Raw genomic sequence first — 15,707 nt, 5'->3', positions numbered from 1 at the left:
CGGAGCCGCGGCGCGATGCCACAGGGTCGACATGCCGGCAAGCAGGGCTGGGGGCTATGCCGCTTCCACCAGCCGGTGCAGCGTGAGGTTGCGTGCCACGTCCCGACTGCACTCGATATGAGCGCGCAGCAACCTGCGCGCACCTGGGCAGTCGCGCGCGACGATCTCGTGCAGAACGCCTGCATGCTCATCGTCCGCGCCGCTCGTGGTGCGCTGAAGATGCCTATTGCCGAGCCGCTGAGACACTTCCAACCACATGGCCATCTATGACGGGCTCCGTGGCGCTGGAAGCCGTCAAGCTTACGCTGGCCAAACTCGGACATTTGAGCTTAGCCAAAAGCGGACATTACCGCTTAGCCGCTACAACGTTCCGCAGCATCCCTGCGGACTGTCAAAGCGGCGGCCTACAGGAACAAGTGATAAGCGTCCATTCCCCGTGTCTCCTCCAGTGAATCCACCGATCAACACTACTAAGCGGTATCCCATGCCATCCAATCACGCTGACTATCCGGTCCGTCGCGGTTACACGTGTTGATATCTGGCCGTCCTAAGTCAAGAGATGATTCGATCGTAGAGACAACGTCTGTGGAACATCATCATTTCCCGGTCATTCAGACGTCTTCCATTGCCTCACGTACACTGGTTCTGCTCCGATACTGGTCGATGCAGCAATCGGCGTCTGTGGCAGCGTCACCATCGGCAGGACACCGGCCCAAATTGGCAAATCCAGGTCCGATTCGTCATCAATCGGCCCGCCAGTTCGAACTTTCGCGGCGGCTTCATCGAGCGCGATGCCTAGAATTGTCGTCGCGGCAAACTCCTTCGCGCTCCCCGGCCGGGCATCCCCCTCGCGGCCTGGCGCAATCAGTCTCATGAAAATATCCATCAGTCGGCGCTTTTCCACCTCGTCATTTACAGCATTAAATCGGCCATAAATAATCGCGGATCGATAATTCATGGCGTGATTAAACGCAGACTTTGCCAACACGAGTCCGTCCAGGTGGGTAATGGCCACCGCTGCCTCTTTGGCACTAGTTAGTTTGCGAATAAGCCGCCCGCCATTGGAACCATGGATGTATAGCCTATCGCCATCGCGCCAGCACGCAGTGGGAATGACATGACTGGATTCGCCATCGTAAAAAGAAATATGGCAGACATAAGCTGAATCGATTATCGAATAAAGCGCCGCCTTTTCGTAGAGCGCAAGCTCCGGGAGCCGGCGTATGCGGGTGCGGGGAGTGGGGGACGGCATCCAGCCGAGCCCAATTATTAAGAGCCAGCAAAGGCGTACTCGTTCGACCAATTCTGCCGTAGAACGGTCCGCGCAAATCGTCGTGAGTGGACTAATTTAGAGGGCTAGGGCCAGCGAATGGCCGTTATGGAGAAAACGGAAGGTCTCTTTTTGGGTCGAGGCCGAGTGGAAACGCACTTTGAGTTCCACCAGGACTTTGGTGACCGTCAAGTGGTGCGTGGCCAGCCAGCCCAACATCTGCACGATGAGCCCGCAGCTGTAGAGCAGAGTGGCCTCCGCATGCTCGATGCGATCGGGGAGGTCGACCTGCGCGGAGAAGGTTGGCGGGGCCTGTAGCCATTCGAAGATCTCTGGCGCTTGGCCGAGGGCGCGATCCATCGCCTCGTTCAGTGCATCTGCGGGCGGACGCCAGCCTCCGCCGCCAGGCGTGAGGCGAGGTGCACGAGGTCCCGATAGCATCAAGGCGGGATGTCGCAAGCATCATTTGATTTGCTTGACATATAGTACGCATACAGTATTATATGGACGAAGTGGCGTACCAAGGGTATCCCGGCAGCGCCGCTTCTTGCCACCTTACATTCGCAAAAGGAGCCAGACATGGCTATCGAGATTCTTGAGCTTCATCATCATGCGGTCCGCATGCCTTTGGACAAGGTAGAGGCCATGGGCGCCTTCTACGGCGGCGTGCTGGGCTTGGACACGGACACCGGGCGCTGGAATATTCCCGGCGTTCCAGGCTATTTCCTCGACATGGGCAACGATTGCCAGATCCACCTGTTGGGCAGCGACGGCGTGTCTCCCTACGCCCAGGGCCCCGGGCGCGATCCGGTCGGTAATCACGTTGCGCTGGCCGTGCGCGATATCGTTGCCACCGAGGCAGAACTGCTGCGCATGGACGTGGACTTCTGGAAGCAGGAGAACGTGGCGGCGCCCGAGCTGAAGCAGCTATTCCTGCACGACCCGGCCGGCAACATGATCGAGCTGCACCAGATCGGCCGTTGCCGCTGCAAGCGCAGCGACCGCATTTTCGCCGAGCAGAAAGCGGCTGCCGGCGCCGCGCCAATGGCGCGATCCTGAACTGCGCCGGCCCTTCCACCAGTATCGCCAATCGCTGAAACCCCATGTACATAGATCTGCAAGCGCTCGACGGCGCCGCTCGGCATAAGGTCCTGTCGACCATCGTCGTGCCCCGGCCCATCGCCTGGATTTCCTCGATGGACGAGCATGGCGCGGTCAATGTCGCGCCGTTCTCCTTCTTCAACCTGCTGTCGGCAGACCCGCCTCTGTTTTGCGTGGGGATCGGTGCACGCGATGGCATGCCGAAGGACACTGCCCGCAATATCCGCGCGCGCGGCGAGTTCACGGTGAACATGGTGTCGGCCGCGCTGGCCCGGCGCATGAACGTCACGGCCATTGAGTTTCCCGCCGGAGTAAACGAAGCGCAGGAGGCGGGGCTGATGCTGGCGCCCGGCATCGAGGTGGCGACCCCGCGCATCGCGCAGAGCCCGGCATCCTTCGAATGCCGCGTGCGGCATCTGCTTAACGTCGACGGCCTGCGCACCCTGGTGGTGGCCGATATCGTGGCGATGCACGTGATGGACGAAGCCGTGCTCGACCCCGGCCAGCTCTACCTGGACACGCCTCGCATGGATCTGGTGGGCCGGCTGCACAACCCCGGCTGGTATTGCCGCACCGGCCCGGCCTTCCAAATGCCGCAACTGAGCCTGCAGCAGTGGGATGGGCTCAGGCAGGGCGGAGAGGCCGAACCCTATCTTGTTGGCGGGCCTTAGTGCCTGGCCGCATTTTCCGTATTGAATCTGGAGTCAATCATGAAGTGGTATTTGAACGTCTGTGTATCCGCCTGCGCGATGCTTGGCGCGCCAGGCCCATTGCTCAACGCGATCGGCACCGCGCGCGCGGCGGACCTGCCCGGCACGGCCGCTTGCGTTGCCGCGGTGGGCACATCCCATCGGGCAAGCGAGCGCCGCGACCCCTTCACCGATGGGGCAAGGGCGCCCGCCGGCGCCCGCCATGCCTGCGCTGACGGGCATGCGGTGGACCAGCGCGACCCGTTCTCGCAGGGCGCGTAGGTCATCGCGGGTGATTGCGGTTTGGGCTGCACGCGAAGTCTGATACGATCGGCAAACCATACGCCAGCCGTACCAGCAACTGCATCCCGCCGCGCCATGCGCGGCCACCATCGTACGCAATGACCACTAAGACCGAACTTACGCCGCCCTCCGGGGCCGACCATGCCATAGCCCCGCACCTCAAGCTGCTTGCCGCCACGGCCGAGCGCGGAACCAGCCGCAAAAAGGCTGGTGCCGGCCTGATGCTGCTTTGGCTCAGCGACGACGTCATGAGCGTGGTCAACGCCGGCCTGCGCGAGCATGGCATCACCGAGAACAAGCTGAACGTGCTGATCCTGTTCTCGCTGGCCGAACGCGGCCTGCTCGATATCGGCCCGCTGACGCCTTCGGCGATTGCCGATTACGTCGGCGTGACCCGCTCGTCGGCAACCGGGCTACTGGACTGGCTGGAGACGCGCCAGTTGCTGGCGCGCGAGCATCGCAAGGATGACAGGCGAAGCCTGGAACTAGTGTTGACGGAGAACGGGCGGGCGATTCTCGATCAGGCGCTGCCTTCTTTCTGGCGAGCCTGCGCGCACCTCACGCGCGAACTGAGCGATGAGGATTGTCAGGCGTTGCAGACGATATTGGGGAAGATCTGGCGGGGGATTGAGTAGTCCGGGATAGGGATCACTGTCGTGGTGCGGGGTCACGACATGCTGGTGGCCCAGTTCGCCGACAAGGATGCTCACGCCCAAGCGCTGCAGGAGCAGCTGACGGCGGCGTTGGCACAAACCGGCAGTCTGTCGACACAGGTGCGCGAGCTTGAGCTGGCCCTGGCGAAAGCACAGGCTAAGAATGAGGCGCAGCAAGGCGTCCTGGCCGAGTTGCGCACCTATCTGGTCCGTGCGAAGTCATACCCTTTGTCGGCATGAAGCTTGTCGGGGCGGCTTCGCGGCAGCGAGGGTCGGACCCTAATCGGCGTAATGTTCCTGGATTAGCGCGCGTGGCTGCGCTTCGAGCATTCATGGTGATCAACCCTCGATCCTTCACGGCGCGCTCCCGTCCAACCCAGGCGCTACCAGTATAGGTCTATCCAGAGGACATTCTGATGTGGCTGGAAGCGGACATTCTGATTTGGCCTTTACAGTTCGTGTCTAGGCCAAATTCAAATGTCCTCTCTTTGGCCAGATCAGAATGTCCGGTTTAATGCAGGATGGTTTTGATTCTTTTACGTCTTTTTCCTGGCTGTTTCCGTAAGGCAGTCGAGCTGGCCTGAGGCGGTAAGGTATCTACAGGGTGGGGCGGTTGCGTCAGTTCATCGATGGCGCGACGCAAGTCTTCCGCATTCAGCTGCCGTTGTGGTTTCGTGCCCGGGGCCGCCTGTTCGGGCCGTTGCCGCGGTTTTTGACCGGTCAGCGTGCGCGACGGTGTCGCTAGGGTGCGACGATTGTCGCGCTGGGCCTGCACGCGCTGGGCGATCTCCAGCACGTGCCCCAGTCGCTTGTTCTCCACCACCGCACCCTGATTGATCTCGGACAGCCGGTCATAGAGGACGTAGGGCAGGGCAGCGCCATCGGCCCACAACTCGATACGGCCGTCCGGATACTCGGCTACTTCGATATAGCGATGAATCAGGGGGCGCCGCTCGGGTTGGTCGGTGATGAGATACAGCTTGCGGTCGTACTGCAGCGTCAGCCGGTTGGAGACTTTGCGCCATTCGCGCCAGGTAAAGATGCGCTCGAGGTCCTCGTCGGGCCGTACGGGACGGTGCGCATTGAAGTCGCTTCTGGGCATCTTGGCGAACCGCACATTGAAGTCCGCCAGGAAGATCGGGGCAAAGGCATTGGCCTCGGCCAGCGTCGAGATGCCGCGCTGGCGCAACTCCTTGACCAGCCGGTCCTGCAGCGTGCCATTCATTCGCTCCACGCGGCCCTTGGCCTGGCTGCTGTTGGCGCACAGGCTCTCGATATTCAGCTCGTACAGCGCGCGCCCGAACTGCGTATGGTCTCGCCCTGTGGTGACGCCTTTGGCATTGACCCGGAAGATGCTGGCCTTGTCGCTGTAGAAGGACACCGGCTTGCCATGGCGCTCGATGTAAGCACGCGTCGCGGCAAAATAGGCGAAAGTCGATTCGGTCGGCACGAACAGCAACTGCATCAGGCGGCTGGTGGCATCGTCGACATAGACCAGCAGCGTGCACATGGGCGAACGCTCCTCGAACCACGCGTGCTCGCTGCCATCGATCTGCACCAGTTCACCCAGGCAAGCGCGGCGCTTGCGCGGCTGGTGCAGCTTGGGCGGACGCAGCTTCCTGGGGATCCAGAATCCGGCGTCGATCATGATCCGCCGCACCGTCTCCTTGGCCAGCGCGATGCCATGGCGCTCGCGCAGCTTCTCGCAGGCCAGCGTGGGGCCGTAATCGGCGTAGTGCTGCTGGATTAGCGCGCGTGCCTGCGCTTCGAGCATCCGTGGCAGCTGGCGATGGCCTGGCTGCCCACGCTGGCGCGACAGCAAGCCCATCGGGCCATCGGCTCGCCAGCGCTGGACCAGCCGCCGGACTTGCCGCGCGGTCAAATCCAGGCGCTCTGCGGCGCGCCATTGCGCCAGCAGGCCCTCGGCCGTTGCCTGAATGACCTTGAAGCGGTCAACTTCACGCAGACTCATGGTGATCAACCCTCGATCCTTCACGGCGCGCTCCCGTCCAACCCAGGCGCTACCAGTATAGGTCTATCCAGAGGACATTCTGATGTGGCTGGAAGCGGACATTCTGATTTGGCCTTTACACCGTTGCTGACGCATAATCAAGATTATGTTAAATTTAATCCTTCGTGGACCGGGTGCTATGTCAAATGCTCGCGGAACAAGCTAGAGGGTCTGCAAGACTGCCGTTGTCGTGAACGATCCTACTTAGGTCCGGGTGTTCGCGCAGCAGCGGCCGAGGGGTGCTGCTGCGCGAACTGCCGTTCATGCCGCATGCTACGGCGTGCTGTTGGCGTATCGAGCCCGGATGGCCTTCTTGTCCAGCTTGCTGACCGCGGTCAGCGGCATCAGCTTCAAAGATCACGGTCTTCGGCAGTTAGCCCCGCCGTTTTCGCCAAACCGTGATAGCGCAATTTCGCCCCCCCCCGTGCAATCATGCCCCGCATCAAGCCGGCCGGCTCCTGCTGCGCGACACCGCCCGCAGCTTGCCGATGGGCGCCATCAGCGCGGCGGTGCAGTAATCCACCAGGTCCGCGACGGGAGGCTGGCCGCGCTTTGCAGGGCCCTGGGTCTGGCGGCACCACTGCGCCAGCGAATAGACCACGCTGTTGTTGAACCACATCTGGCGGTTATGCAAGACCTTGCACGGGATGCCGGGCAAGGCAGCGGCAATCATCTTCCTGGACCGCAGCACGCCGGACATCGCGTCGAAATCGATCATGTCCGCGTTGACCAGGCTCGGGCTGAAGGTGGCCTGCGCCAGCACCTGCACATAGAGCGCGCCCCAGGGCGTGTCGCAAATGGTATCGGCAAGCGCGCTGATCGATGCTTCCACGATGGCCCGCACATCGCCACCCAGGCCGGCCGCCTCGACTTCGTCCAGGTAGTGGTTGCGCACCTTGTTGATATGGGTCAGGCGGAAATTAAGCAACTGGCTGACCAGCGCCTCGCGCGAGCCAAAGTGATAGTGCAGCGCCGAGCGGTTGCGCTGGCCCGCTTCGACCACGATCTGGCGCAGCGGCACCAGTTCGACGCCATGCTCGGCAAACAGACGCTCTGCGATCTCGAGCATGCGCCGGGCAGTCTCGCTTTCCAGCGGATTGCTGGTGGCCTGCCCGGCCTCGGCCGAAGCCTTTCGTGCCGGCGGCTTTTCCACTAGCGCGCCATCGGCAAGGACCGTTGCAAGAGAACGCTGGCGTCCATGGCTCATAAACTGTTGCCCCCATATTTTAATATTTGGAATTATGGGTGCAATGCCATCAAGCGGGCAAGCCTGCCGCCCGCGTCCGAGATAAGTACCACTAGCCGTGCAAGCGCCGCAGCGAGCGCGCGGGATTCTGGCCCAGCACGCCGATGATGGCGCCAACCAGCATGACTGCGCCGCATACCATGAAGCCGAGCTCGAAACCATGCGCGCCGGCATGGCCCTGCACCTGCACTAGGCGCCCCATCACCACCGGTGCGATCGCGCCGGCACTGGTCGCTACGGCCGTGCTCAGCGCGATGATGGCGCTGCGCTGCGCATCGGGAACGATCTCGGCAAGAATGGCCGGCCCGACCGCGAACGCAACCGGCGGCAGCGTAGCCGCCAGCGCCAGCAACGCCACCTTCCCCCCCGGCGCAAGCGAAAGCAGCGGCAGCGCGAGGAACAGCAAGCCGCCGGCGCCCACGCAAGCGCTGCCGAACACCGCCCGCGCCACGCGCGAGGAAGCGCCCCGCCGCAGCAACTGCTGCGAGCACCAGCTCAGCGTCAGGCTGACCGGCACGCCAACAGCCACAATGACCGCGAACATCCTGCCGGCTGCCACATCGTCATATCCCAGCCCCTGCCCCAGGTAGGACGGCATCCAGGTCAGCACCAGGGCGAGCCCCCAATAAGCCGCGAAGCCGGCCACGAAGCCCGACAACACGGTCGCGTCCGTGAGCAGCCGGCGGTAAGGCACACGCCGGCCCGCTGCGCTGCGCCGCACCGGCTCGGCTTGCAGCATGCCTTCGCGGCCGAAGCACAGCCAGCCCAGCGCCCACAGTGCCGACGCGGCCGACAAGATGAGGAAATTGGCGCGCCAGCCCCAGTGCTGCGTGATGAAGGGCACGGCTAGCCCTGCCAGCAGTAAGCCGAATACCGCGCCCTGGTTGATCAGGGCCACCGGCAGGTTTCGCTTCTCGTGTGGGAACCACTTGTACAGCGCATGCACCGATACCGGAAAACCCGGTCCCTCGCCAGCGCCGAGAATCACGCGCGACGCCAGCAGCGCCGCGGCGCCGGAGGCGAAAGCCACCGGAAACTGCACCAGCGACCAAAGGATCGCCATGGCCAGCAGCAGCCAGCGCGCCGCCACCCGGTTGCCGATAAAGCCCACGATGGCGGCCGACGCCGAGAACAGCCAGAAGAAGCTGCCCGCGATCAGGCCGAACTGCGTCGGGCTGAGGTGAAGCTCGCGCATGATCGGCACGGCCACCATGCCCAGCACCACTTTGTCCAGGAAGTTGATGGAGGAGAACACCGTCAGCCAGGTGGCCATCGCCCATGCCTTGCGGGGCTGGTACGCGTCGGCGCGCACGGCGGCACCCTGGTCGTGCATGGCGCCCTGCGGCGGGGAAGTTGTCAGCGAATCGGGCATGGTTCAGTACTCCATGGCGCATTCGGCGGGCACGCCGAGAGCCACCTCGGGTGCCGCACCGACCACCTTGAATTAATCCCCAGGATTACCCCGGGCATCGAGCTTAGTTGTAATCGAACGCAGTGCACACGGGGGTTTTCCCCGTATGCGCGGGATCGGGCTTGCTTGCGGCGCGCGCAGCGCCGTACGCGGCGACAGCGCCCTCAGAAGATCGTGCGGATGCCCAGCGAAATCCCGAGCTGCCCGCTGGCGCCCGGCGTCTTGTAGTACGTCTGCGAGGTGGCCGGCAAATAGCCGACCGACTGCCCGTTGGGCAGGTAAGCGATGTTGTCCCAGTTCAGCGAAGCATTGCGGGCATACATCGCCGCGGCGAAGAAATCGGTCCGCTTGGAAATGCTGTAATCCGCCAGCGCCAGATATTGCTGCGGATTCTGCGGATTGACCTTGGTGCCGGCGATGGTGGCCTGCTTGATGTCGTCGTAGTAGTAGGCCAATGTCAGGCGCAGCGCCGAAGTCGCCTCCCAGTTCAGGCCCAGCCAGTACATATTGTCGCGATGCGGAAGCAGCGTAGGCGTGCCGGTGGCGGGCGCCACCGAATTGCCCCAGCGGTAGCCGCCCATCAGCTTGACCTTGCCCAACGTATAGCTCGCGCCGATGGCAGCGCGCATGTCGCGGCCATAGTCGTTCGAGCCGGAGGCGCCAGTGGCCTGGGCAGTGTTAAGCGTCTTCACCTCGTCATAGGCCACACCGAGGCCGAAGCCATCGGAAAAGTACGAGGCGCCAAGGCCATAAGCGGACCCCGCGGCCAGGCTGCCGCTGCGCTCGCCAAGGGACCAATGTGTGTTCAGCGAGACCCCGCCGAACTGGCCCTGGTATTGAACCATGTTGTTCTCGCGGAAGTTCGGACCGGCAAAGCCCACAACCGGTTCGAACTCGGGCGCGTAGGCAGCGGGCATGAAGTTGCCCATGGTCAGGAATGAAGACGTGTACTGGCGCCCGAAGGTCACCCGCCCGTAGCCGCCCTTCAGGCCCACAAAGGCTTGCCGGCCGAACAACAGGCCACCGCCAAGCTGGCCATTGTCGGTGTTGAACTGACTTTCCAGCACGAACAGGCTCTGCAGCCCGCCGCCGAGATCCTCCACGCCGCGCAGGCCGAAGCGCGACTGGGCGATGCCCGACGAGTTCATCAGGTATTGGGAGCCGCTGCCCGGCGCCAGCACGCCGTTGGTCACGTTTTGCGCATGGTTCACGTACTGCATGCTTGCGGTCACGACGCCGTACAGCGTCACCGACGATTGCGCATAAGCCCCCTGCCCCAAGACGCTGGCAGCGGCCACGGCGAACAGCACTTTCTTCTTCATCAGTCTTCCTCCGTTGTGTTCGCTGAAGGGATCGCGCATGGACATGCGTGCTGCGCTCTACCACGCCACCCCTCCTTTTTAATCCTTCGTCTTAATTTGTAATTCAAGAGATTAAGTGCGCGAGTTCGTTCGGGCACCTGGGGATTTCCCGATCTCGTTGCATCCTGTTCCCGGCTCGCTAGGGATAATGCTAGGTATTAATGCATAGGATTATTGCTATCCTGACCTGCCCAGTACACGTATGCGGCGCCCAAACATGGAGAGAGACAGCATGGAAAAGACCGAAAAGACTGAGGCCGGGTCCGGTATCGGCACCTACAACACCACCCCCGGTGCGGGTAGCCACCTGCCCTTTCCAGCGCCACCCAGTGCCAGCGTGGCCGGACGCAAGCTGTCCGAGTCCACCCACCGGCGCCGCAAAGCGCAGCCGCTGCTGCGGGACGCGCCCAACGTGATGATCGTGATGCTGGACGACGCGGGCTTTGCGCACCCGGATACCTTCGGCGGTGAAATCCATACGCCCACGCTCACGCGGCTAGCCGACAGCGGCATCCGCTACAACGCCTTTCATAACTGCGGCGTGTGCTCGCCCACGCGCGCCTCGCTGCTCACCGGGCGTAACGCCCACCGCGTCGGCTACGGGCATATTTCCGAATACGCCACGGACTGGGACGGCTACGTTGGGGTGATTCCCCAAAGCGCCGGCACCCTGGCTGAAGTACTTCGGGCCTGGGGCTACAACACCGCCGCCTTTGGGAAATGGCACAACACACCCGCCAACCTGACCACGCAGATGGGCCCGTTCGACCGCTGGCCCACAGGTCACGGCTTTGACCACTTCTACGGTTTCCTGGGCGGCGAAAGCTCCCAGTACGAGCCGCGCCTGGTCGAGAACACCACGCTGATCGAGCCACCGCATGACGAGAGCTACCACCTGACCGAGGACATGGCCGCGAAGGCCGCGCGCTGGCTGCGCCGCCATAGGGCCATCACACCGGACAAGCCATTCATGATGTACTGGGCGCCTGGCGCGGTGCATGGGCCACATCAGGTCTTCAAGGAATGGACCGACAAGTACAAGGGCAAGTTCGACGATGGATGGGATGCCTACCGGGAACGCGCTTTCGCGCGCCAGAAAGAGATGGGCTGGATCCCGGAATCCGCAGAGCTCACGCCGCGCCCCGACACCCTGCCAGGCTGGGACAGCATCCCCGAAGCCGAACGCCCTTTCCAGAGGCGGCTGATGGAAGTCTATGCGGGCTTCCTGGAACATACCGACGCGCAGCTTGGCAAGATCATTGATGAACTGGAACGCCTGGGCTTGCGCGAGAACACGCTGGTGTTCTTTGTGTTCAGCGACAACGGCGGCAGTGCGGAAGGACAGAACGGCACCGTTGTCGAATTGCTTGCGCAGAACCGCATCCCCAGCACGATCGAGCAGCATCTTGACGTTCTGGATGGCCTGGGAGGGCTCGACGCGCTGGGCGGCCGCAAGACCAGCAATATGTACCACGCCGGCTGGGCCTGGGCCGGATCCACGCCATTTCAGAGCACCAAGCTGATTGCCGCCCACTTCGGCGGCACGCGCACGCCCCTGGTGGTCTCGTGGCCACGCGGCATCAAGCCGGATAGCGTGCCGCGCACGCAGTTCCATCATGTAAACGACATCGCGCCCACCATCTACGACATCCTGGGCATCGCTGCGCCGCTTGAACTCAACGGCGTGGCGCAGGATTCGCTGGACGGCATATCGATGGCCTACACCTTCGCCGAGCCGGCTGCGGCCGGCCGCAAGGGCGTGCAGTACTTCGAGGTCGCCGGCAGCCGCATGGTGCATCACGATGGCTGGACGGCAGGTGTGTTCGGGCCGCGCATTCCCTGGGTTACCACGACGCCTGGGCTGGATACCTGGGATCCGGACAACGATGTCTGGGAGCTTTACCACATCCGCGCGGACTATTCGCAGGCACGTGACCTGGCGCAGGAACAGCCCGGGAAACTGGCGCAGATGAAGGATATGTTCGCCGCGCAGGCAGGGATCAACAAGGTCTACCCGTTGGGCGCGGTCTATCGGGTGGTGACCCATCCGACTGATCGCGTCGCCCCCAGGCAGACTGCCTGGCGCTTTAGCGGGGACATCACGCGCATTCCCGAGAACGCCGCGCCGAACATCCGCTCCCGCGACCACATCGTCACCGTGGATGCCGAGTTCGGCGAGCGCGCCAGCGGCGTGCTCTACGCCATGGGCGGTTTCAGCGGCGGCGTCAGCCTCTTCATGGACGACGGCTACCTCGCCTACGAATACAACATGCTGGGGATGTGCCGCTACAAAGCGCGCTCGCCCGATCGCCTCCCTGCAGGCAGGCACGCCCTGGAGATCGAGTTCACGATGTCCGAAGGCCGCGCACCCGGGCGCGCCGCCAGCTATGTGCTACGCGTGAACGGCGAGCCGATTGCCGCGACAAAGGTAGGCATCACGGTGCCTGGCGCCTTCAGTGCGTGTGAAACCTTCGACGTCGGGTGCGACCTCGGCTCGCCCGTCGCGCACGAGTATTTCGACCGTGCACCGTTCCGGTTCAGCGGCACCGTCCATGAAGTCTGGCTGCGCTACAAATAAGGAGACAGAACATGCAAGATATCGAGGACCGCCCTTCGGCACTCGTGACAGGCGCTGGCTGCGAGGCCGTGGCAGAAGGCGTATGGCTGCTGCACGGCCAAGGCCAGTCTTTCGTGGCCGACGTTGGCGGCGGCTTGCTGGTAGTGGATGCTGGCCCCGGCGGCGCGGTCACGCGCGGCATGATTGCCGCCCTGCGCGCCAGTACGGACCTGCCGGTCATCGCCATCTGCTTTAGCCACGGCCACATCGGCTACAACGCCGGCCTGCCCGAATGGCTGGCACATGCGAGCGGGCGCGGGGAGCCGGCGCCGCGCGTGATCGCCCACGCCAATGTGATCGGCCGCCGGGCCCGTTACCAGGCCACCATGGGCCTGCAGGAACGCATGGCCGAAATCCAGTTCCGGCACCGCGCCGGCAAGCTCGCCGGACGCCTGGTTTGCCCCGCCCCAACCGAGACCTTCACCGATGGGATGGCCCTTGGACAGGGTGCGCGGCGCGCCGAGATCATCTGGGCCCCGTCGGAAACCGACGACGCCATCGCCGTCTGGCTGCCCGGCCCGCGGCTGCTGTATGGCGGCCCGGCCGTCATCGATTCGATCCCGAATATCGGCACACCTTTGCGCACCCTGCGCGACACCGTGCGCTGGGCCGAGACGCTGGAGCGGCTAGCTGCGCTCCAGCCAAGCACGGTGGTACGCGAGTTTGGCGCAACCCTTGAAGGCAGCGAATCGTGCCAGCACGTCTTGACGCAGACTGCGCGCGCGCTGCGCTGGCTGCGCGACGAGGTTGTCAGGCTGATGAATGCGGGCTGCGGCGAGCGCGAGGTACTGGCGTCGCTGGAACTGCCGCCCGAGCTGTTCGACCAGCCCTGGATGCGGCCGACCTATGGCGATCCGAGTTACATCGCACGCGACATCTACCGCTCGGAGAATGGGTGGTGGGACCGCAACCCGACCTCCCTGCATCCGGCACCACCCGAGCGCGCGGCTGCGGAGATCGTCGCGGCCATCGCCGACCATGACGCCGTGATCCGCCATGCGCAGGCGCTGGCAGAACGTGGTGAGACCCAGCTCGCCCTGCATGTGATCGACGTGCTGGCCACCGCGCGCGACGATACGCCCACGCTCGCCAAGGCAAGATCGCTCAAGGCACGCTGGCTGCGGCAGCGCGCCGGCCAGGTCCGAAGCTATGTGTCGCGCAGCCTCTATACGGCAACCGCTGACATGATCGAGCAAGGCAACGGGCACGCCTTTGGCATCCGCTGACCCCGGCACGGGCCCCTCACGGGCTCCAAGGGAGACAAACATGTTCAACATCGCAAAGGACCGCCCGTCGCCCAACCCTGTGCGCAGCGGCGTCATCACGCGGCGGCATGCCATGCGCAGCCTCGGCAGGATCGCCATGGCGGCATTGGCAAGCGCCGGCAGCCTGGCGGCGGCAGGCGCGGCCCATGCCGAACCCGCTTGGCCGGCTCGGCCAATCCGACTGGTTGTGCCGTCTTCGGCCGGTAGCGGCACCGACCTCTTTGCCCGCCTGCTAGCCGAGCGCCTGGGCAAGGCGCTCAAGCAAAGCATCGTGATCGACAACAGGACCGGTGCTACCGGCATGATCGGCAACGACGCCGTCGCCAAGGCCAAGCCGGACGGTTACACGCTGTTGTTCACCTACGCGGCGTCCTTGGTGATCAACCAGACCCTGCAACCGAAGCTGCCCTACGATGCCTTGCGCGACCTGATCCCGGTGGCCCAGGTTGGCTCAGGGGGCAATTTCTTGGTGGTGTCGCCGGATTTCCCCGCGCGCAACCTGAAAGAGTTCGTCGCCCACATCAAGGCCAAACCCGATGCCTACGACTACGCCTCCTGGGGCGTGGGCTCCGGCGGCCACCTGACTATGGAGTCGCTCAAGATGCAGGCCGGCATCAAGCTGCGGCACGTGCCATACAAGACGGTGCCGCAGATCCTGAACGACCTGCAGGGCGGCATCATCAAGGTGGCCTTCGTCGATTCTTCCTCGCCCTTGCAGTTGATCCGCGCCGGCAAGATCCGGGTCCTGGCACTGAGCGGCACGCGCCGCGGGCCGGCCCTGCCCGACCTTGCCACCATGACCGAGCAGGGCTTTCCCTTTAATACCAATAGCTGGTATGGCATGTTCGCGCCGGCCGGCACACCAGCGCCGATCGTGCAACGCCTTAACGCGGAGGTGAACCGCGCGCTGGCCGTCCCGGAGATGCGGGAGCGCTTCGTCCAGTTGAACATGTCCGAGATGCCGCCCAAAAGCAGCGAGCAGTTCGCGCAGACCGTGCGCAGCGATATCCGGATGTGGAGCGAAGTCATCCGAGCAAACCACATCAGCGCCGAGTAAGGCGCTCTCGATCGCCGGATTGCCAGTCACCAACACTCTAATGCCTTGCGGTCTTGGTGGCTGGGGCGTTGCTGCCGCAGGCCGGTACATTGCCGGCCTGTTTTGAAACCGGGGCGCGCTGGCGCCCCTCCCCGTTCCCCGCTTACTTGACAGGCTTACGCGGGCGCTGCACGGGCGTCGTCGAGCGCGGCCAGTCGCGCCAGATGCCGGCTGGTCCTTGCTCGCCATTGTCGGCACCGAGGCGCCCAGCGTGGACGCCCGCTCCAGCGCGAGCATTACTCCAGTTACGGGTTCATTCTGTTCCTCTCCGACACCTGTTCATTCAGCGTCCAGAAGTCATACAGCACGCCGATCAGGAATAGGCCGCCGGTCAACAGGTAGATCAGGCCACTAATCCATTTTCCGATATACATCCGATGCACGCCGAAGATACCGAGGAAGGTCAGCAGGATCCACGCCACGTTGTAGTCGTACTCGCCGGACGCAAACCGATAGTCCGCTTCGCGGTCCATGCCGGGGATCAGGAACAGGTCAATAAGCCAGCCGATCCCGAGCAGGCCCAACGTGAAGAACCAGATCGTCCCGGTCACCGGCTTGCCGTAGTAAAAGCGATGGGAACCGGTAAAGCCGAAGATCCACAACAGATAACCGATGACTTTGCTGTGCGTATCACTCCGGGGATTGCTCGATGGATGCATCGTTCGTCTCCTGCAGTGGTTTGAC

Annotated in this window: 16 protein-coding genes; 8 read left to right on the top strand and 8 right to left on the bottom strand. The window is 63.6% G+C overall.

The genetic code is table 11. The annotated features are described in order from the left end of the window. Nucleotides 1–54: 54 nt before the first annotated feature. From A9975_RS17815 to A9975_RS17805, 3 genes are all read right to left on the bottom strand, one after another. Nucleotides 55–264 carry a hypothetical protein gene (locus tag A9975_RS17815; RefSeq protein WP_183033980.1) on the bottom strand — a complete coding sequence of 70 codons (210 nt, stop codon included), beginning with the start codon at nucleotides 262–264 and terminating at the stop codon, nucleotides 55–57. Between the two features lie 343 nt (nucleotides 265–607). Beyond that, on the bottom strand, nucleotides 608–1,252 hold the full coding sequence (locus A9975_RS17810) for a pyridoxamine 5'-phosphate oxidase family protein (protein WP_183033979.1): 645 nt from the start codon (nucleotides 1,250–1,252) through the stop codon (nucleotides 608–610). 96 nt (nucleotides 1,253–1,348) lie between these two features. Continuing rightward, nucleotides 1,349–1,630, bottom strand: coding sequence for a hypothetical protein (locus A9975_RS17805; protein ID WP_183033978.1), 282 nt, complete (start codon nucleotides 1,628–1,630; stop codon nucleotides 1,349–1,351). A gap of 219 nt (nucleotides 1,631–1,849) precedes the next feature. Between A9975_RS17805 and A9975_RS17800 the strand changes: the two genes are divergently transcribed. The 5 genes from A9975_RS17800 (at nucleotide 1,850) to A9975_RS17780 (ending at nucleotide 4,256) form a co-directional block, all read left to right on the top strand. Beyond that, nucleotides 1,850–2,329 carry a VOC family protein gene (locus A9975_RS17800; protein ID WP_183033977.1) on the top strand — a complete coding sequence of 160 codons (480 nt, stop codon included), beginning with the start codon at nucleotides 1,850–1,852 and terminating at the stop codon, nucleotides 2,327–2,329. Nucleotides 2,330–2,373: 44 nt separating this feature from the next. After that, the gene (locus A9975_RS17795; protein ID WP_183033976.1) at nucleotides 2,374–3,042 is read left to right on the top strand and encodes a flavin reductase family protein; all 669 of its coding nucleotides are present in this window, start codon (nucleotides 2,374–2,376) and stop codon (nucleotides 3,040–3,042) included. 39 nt (nucleotides 3,043–3,081) lie between these two features. Then, nucleotides 3,082–3,342 (top strand): hypothetical protein, encoded by a 261-nt coding sequence (locus A9975_RS17790; RefSeq protein ID WP_255503286.1) that lies wholly within the window; start codon nucleotides 3,082–3,084, stop codon nucleotides 3,340–3,342. Nucleotides 3,343–3,461: 119 nt separating this feature from the next. Next, the gene (locus A9975_RS17785; RefSeq protein WP_183033975.1) at nucleotides 3,462–3,998 is read left to right on the top strand and encodes a MarR family winged helix-turn-helix transcriptional regulator; all 537 of its coding nucleotides are present in this window, start codon (nucleotides 3,462–3,464) and stop codon (nucleotides 3,996–3,998) included. Nucleotides 3,999–4,037: 39 nt separating this feature from the next. After that, nucleotides 4,038–4,256, top strand: a complete 219-nt coding sequence (locus A9975_RS17780) for a hypothetical protein (protein ID WP_183033974.1) — start codon at nucleotides 4,038–4,040, stop codon at nucleotides 4,254–4,256. 271 nt (nucleotides 4,257–4,527) lie between these two features. Here A9975_RS17780 and A9975_RS17775 read toward each other — a convergent pair whose 3' ends face one another. The 4 genes from A9975_RS17775 to A9975_RS17760 form a co-directional block, all read right to left on the bottom strand. Continuing rightward, entirely contained in the window at nucleotides 4,528–5,988 is a 1,461-nt protein-coding gene (locus A9975_RS17775; protein ID WP_220810805.1) for an ISNCY family transposase, read from the bottom strand. Between the two features lie 481 nt (nucleotides 5,989–6,469). After that, a complete protein-coding gene (locus A9975_RS17770) occupies nucleotides 6,470–7,234 on the bottom strand; it encodes a TetR/AcrR family transcriptional regulator (RefSeq protein WP_183033972.1) in 765 nt (254 codons plus the stop codon). A 91-nt stretch (nucleotides 7,235–7,325) separates the two neighbouring features. Next, nucleotides 7,326–8,645, bottom strand: coding sequence for an MFS transporter (locus A9975_RS17765; protein ID WP_370564879.1), 1,320 nt, complete (start codon nucleotides 8,643–8,645; stop codon nucleotides 7,326–7,328). 203 nt (nucleotides 8,646–8,848) lie between these two features. Next, a complete protein-coding gene (locus A9975_RS17760) occupies nucleotides 8,849–10,006 on the bottom strand; it encodes a porin (protein ID WP_183033971.1) in 1,158 nt (385 codons plus the stop codon). 271 nt (nucleotides 10,007–10,277) lie between these two features. On the opposite strand from A9975_RS17760, the gene A9975_RS17755 reads away from it, so the two are divergent. The 3 genes from A9975_RS17755 (at nucleotide 10,278) to A9975_RS17745 (ending at nucleotide 14,984) form a co-directional block, all read left to right on the top strand. After that, entirely contained in the window at nucleotides 10,278–12,623 is a 2,346-nt protein-coding gene (locus A9975_RS17755) for an arylsulfatase (protein ID WP_183033970.1), read from the top strand. Nucleotides 12,624–12,634: 11 nt separating this feature from the next. Beyond that, nucleotides 12,635–13,888 (top strand): alkyl sulfatase dimerization domain-containing protein, encoded by a 1,254-nt coding sequence (locus tag A9975_RS17750; protein WP_183033969.1) that lies wholly within the window; start codon nucleotides 12,635–12,637, stop codon nucleotides 13,886–13,888. A 112-nt stretch (nucleotides 13,889–14,000) separates the two neighbouring features. Continuing rightward, nucleotides 14,001–14,984, top strand: coding sequence for a tripartite tricarboxylate transporter substrate binding protein (locus tag A9975_RS17745; RefSeq protein ID WP_183034003.1), 984 nt, complete (start codon nucleotides 14,001–14,003; stop codon nucleotides 14,982–14,984). A gap of 284 nt (nucleotides 14,985–15,268) precedes the next feature. Here A9975_RS17745 and A9975_RS17740 read toward each other — a convergent pair whose 3' ends face one another. Further along, complete coding sequence (locus tag A9975_RS17740; RefSeq protein WP_183033968.1) at nucleotides 15,269–15,682, bottom strand: TM2 domain-containing protein; 414 nt, start codon at nucleotides 15,680–15,682, stop codon at nucleotides 15,269–15,271. Nucleotides 15,683–15,707 lie beyond the last annotated feature (25 nt).

The organism is Cupriavidus sp. UME77, from assembly GCF_014170355.1.
GTDB lineage: Bacteria > Pseudomonadota > Gammaproteobacteria > Burkholderiales > Burkholderiaceae > Cupriavidus > Cupriavidus basilensis.
The sequence above is the reverse complement of the archived record's forward strand: the minus strand, read 5'-3'. Positions and strand labels throughout refer to the sequence as shown.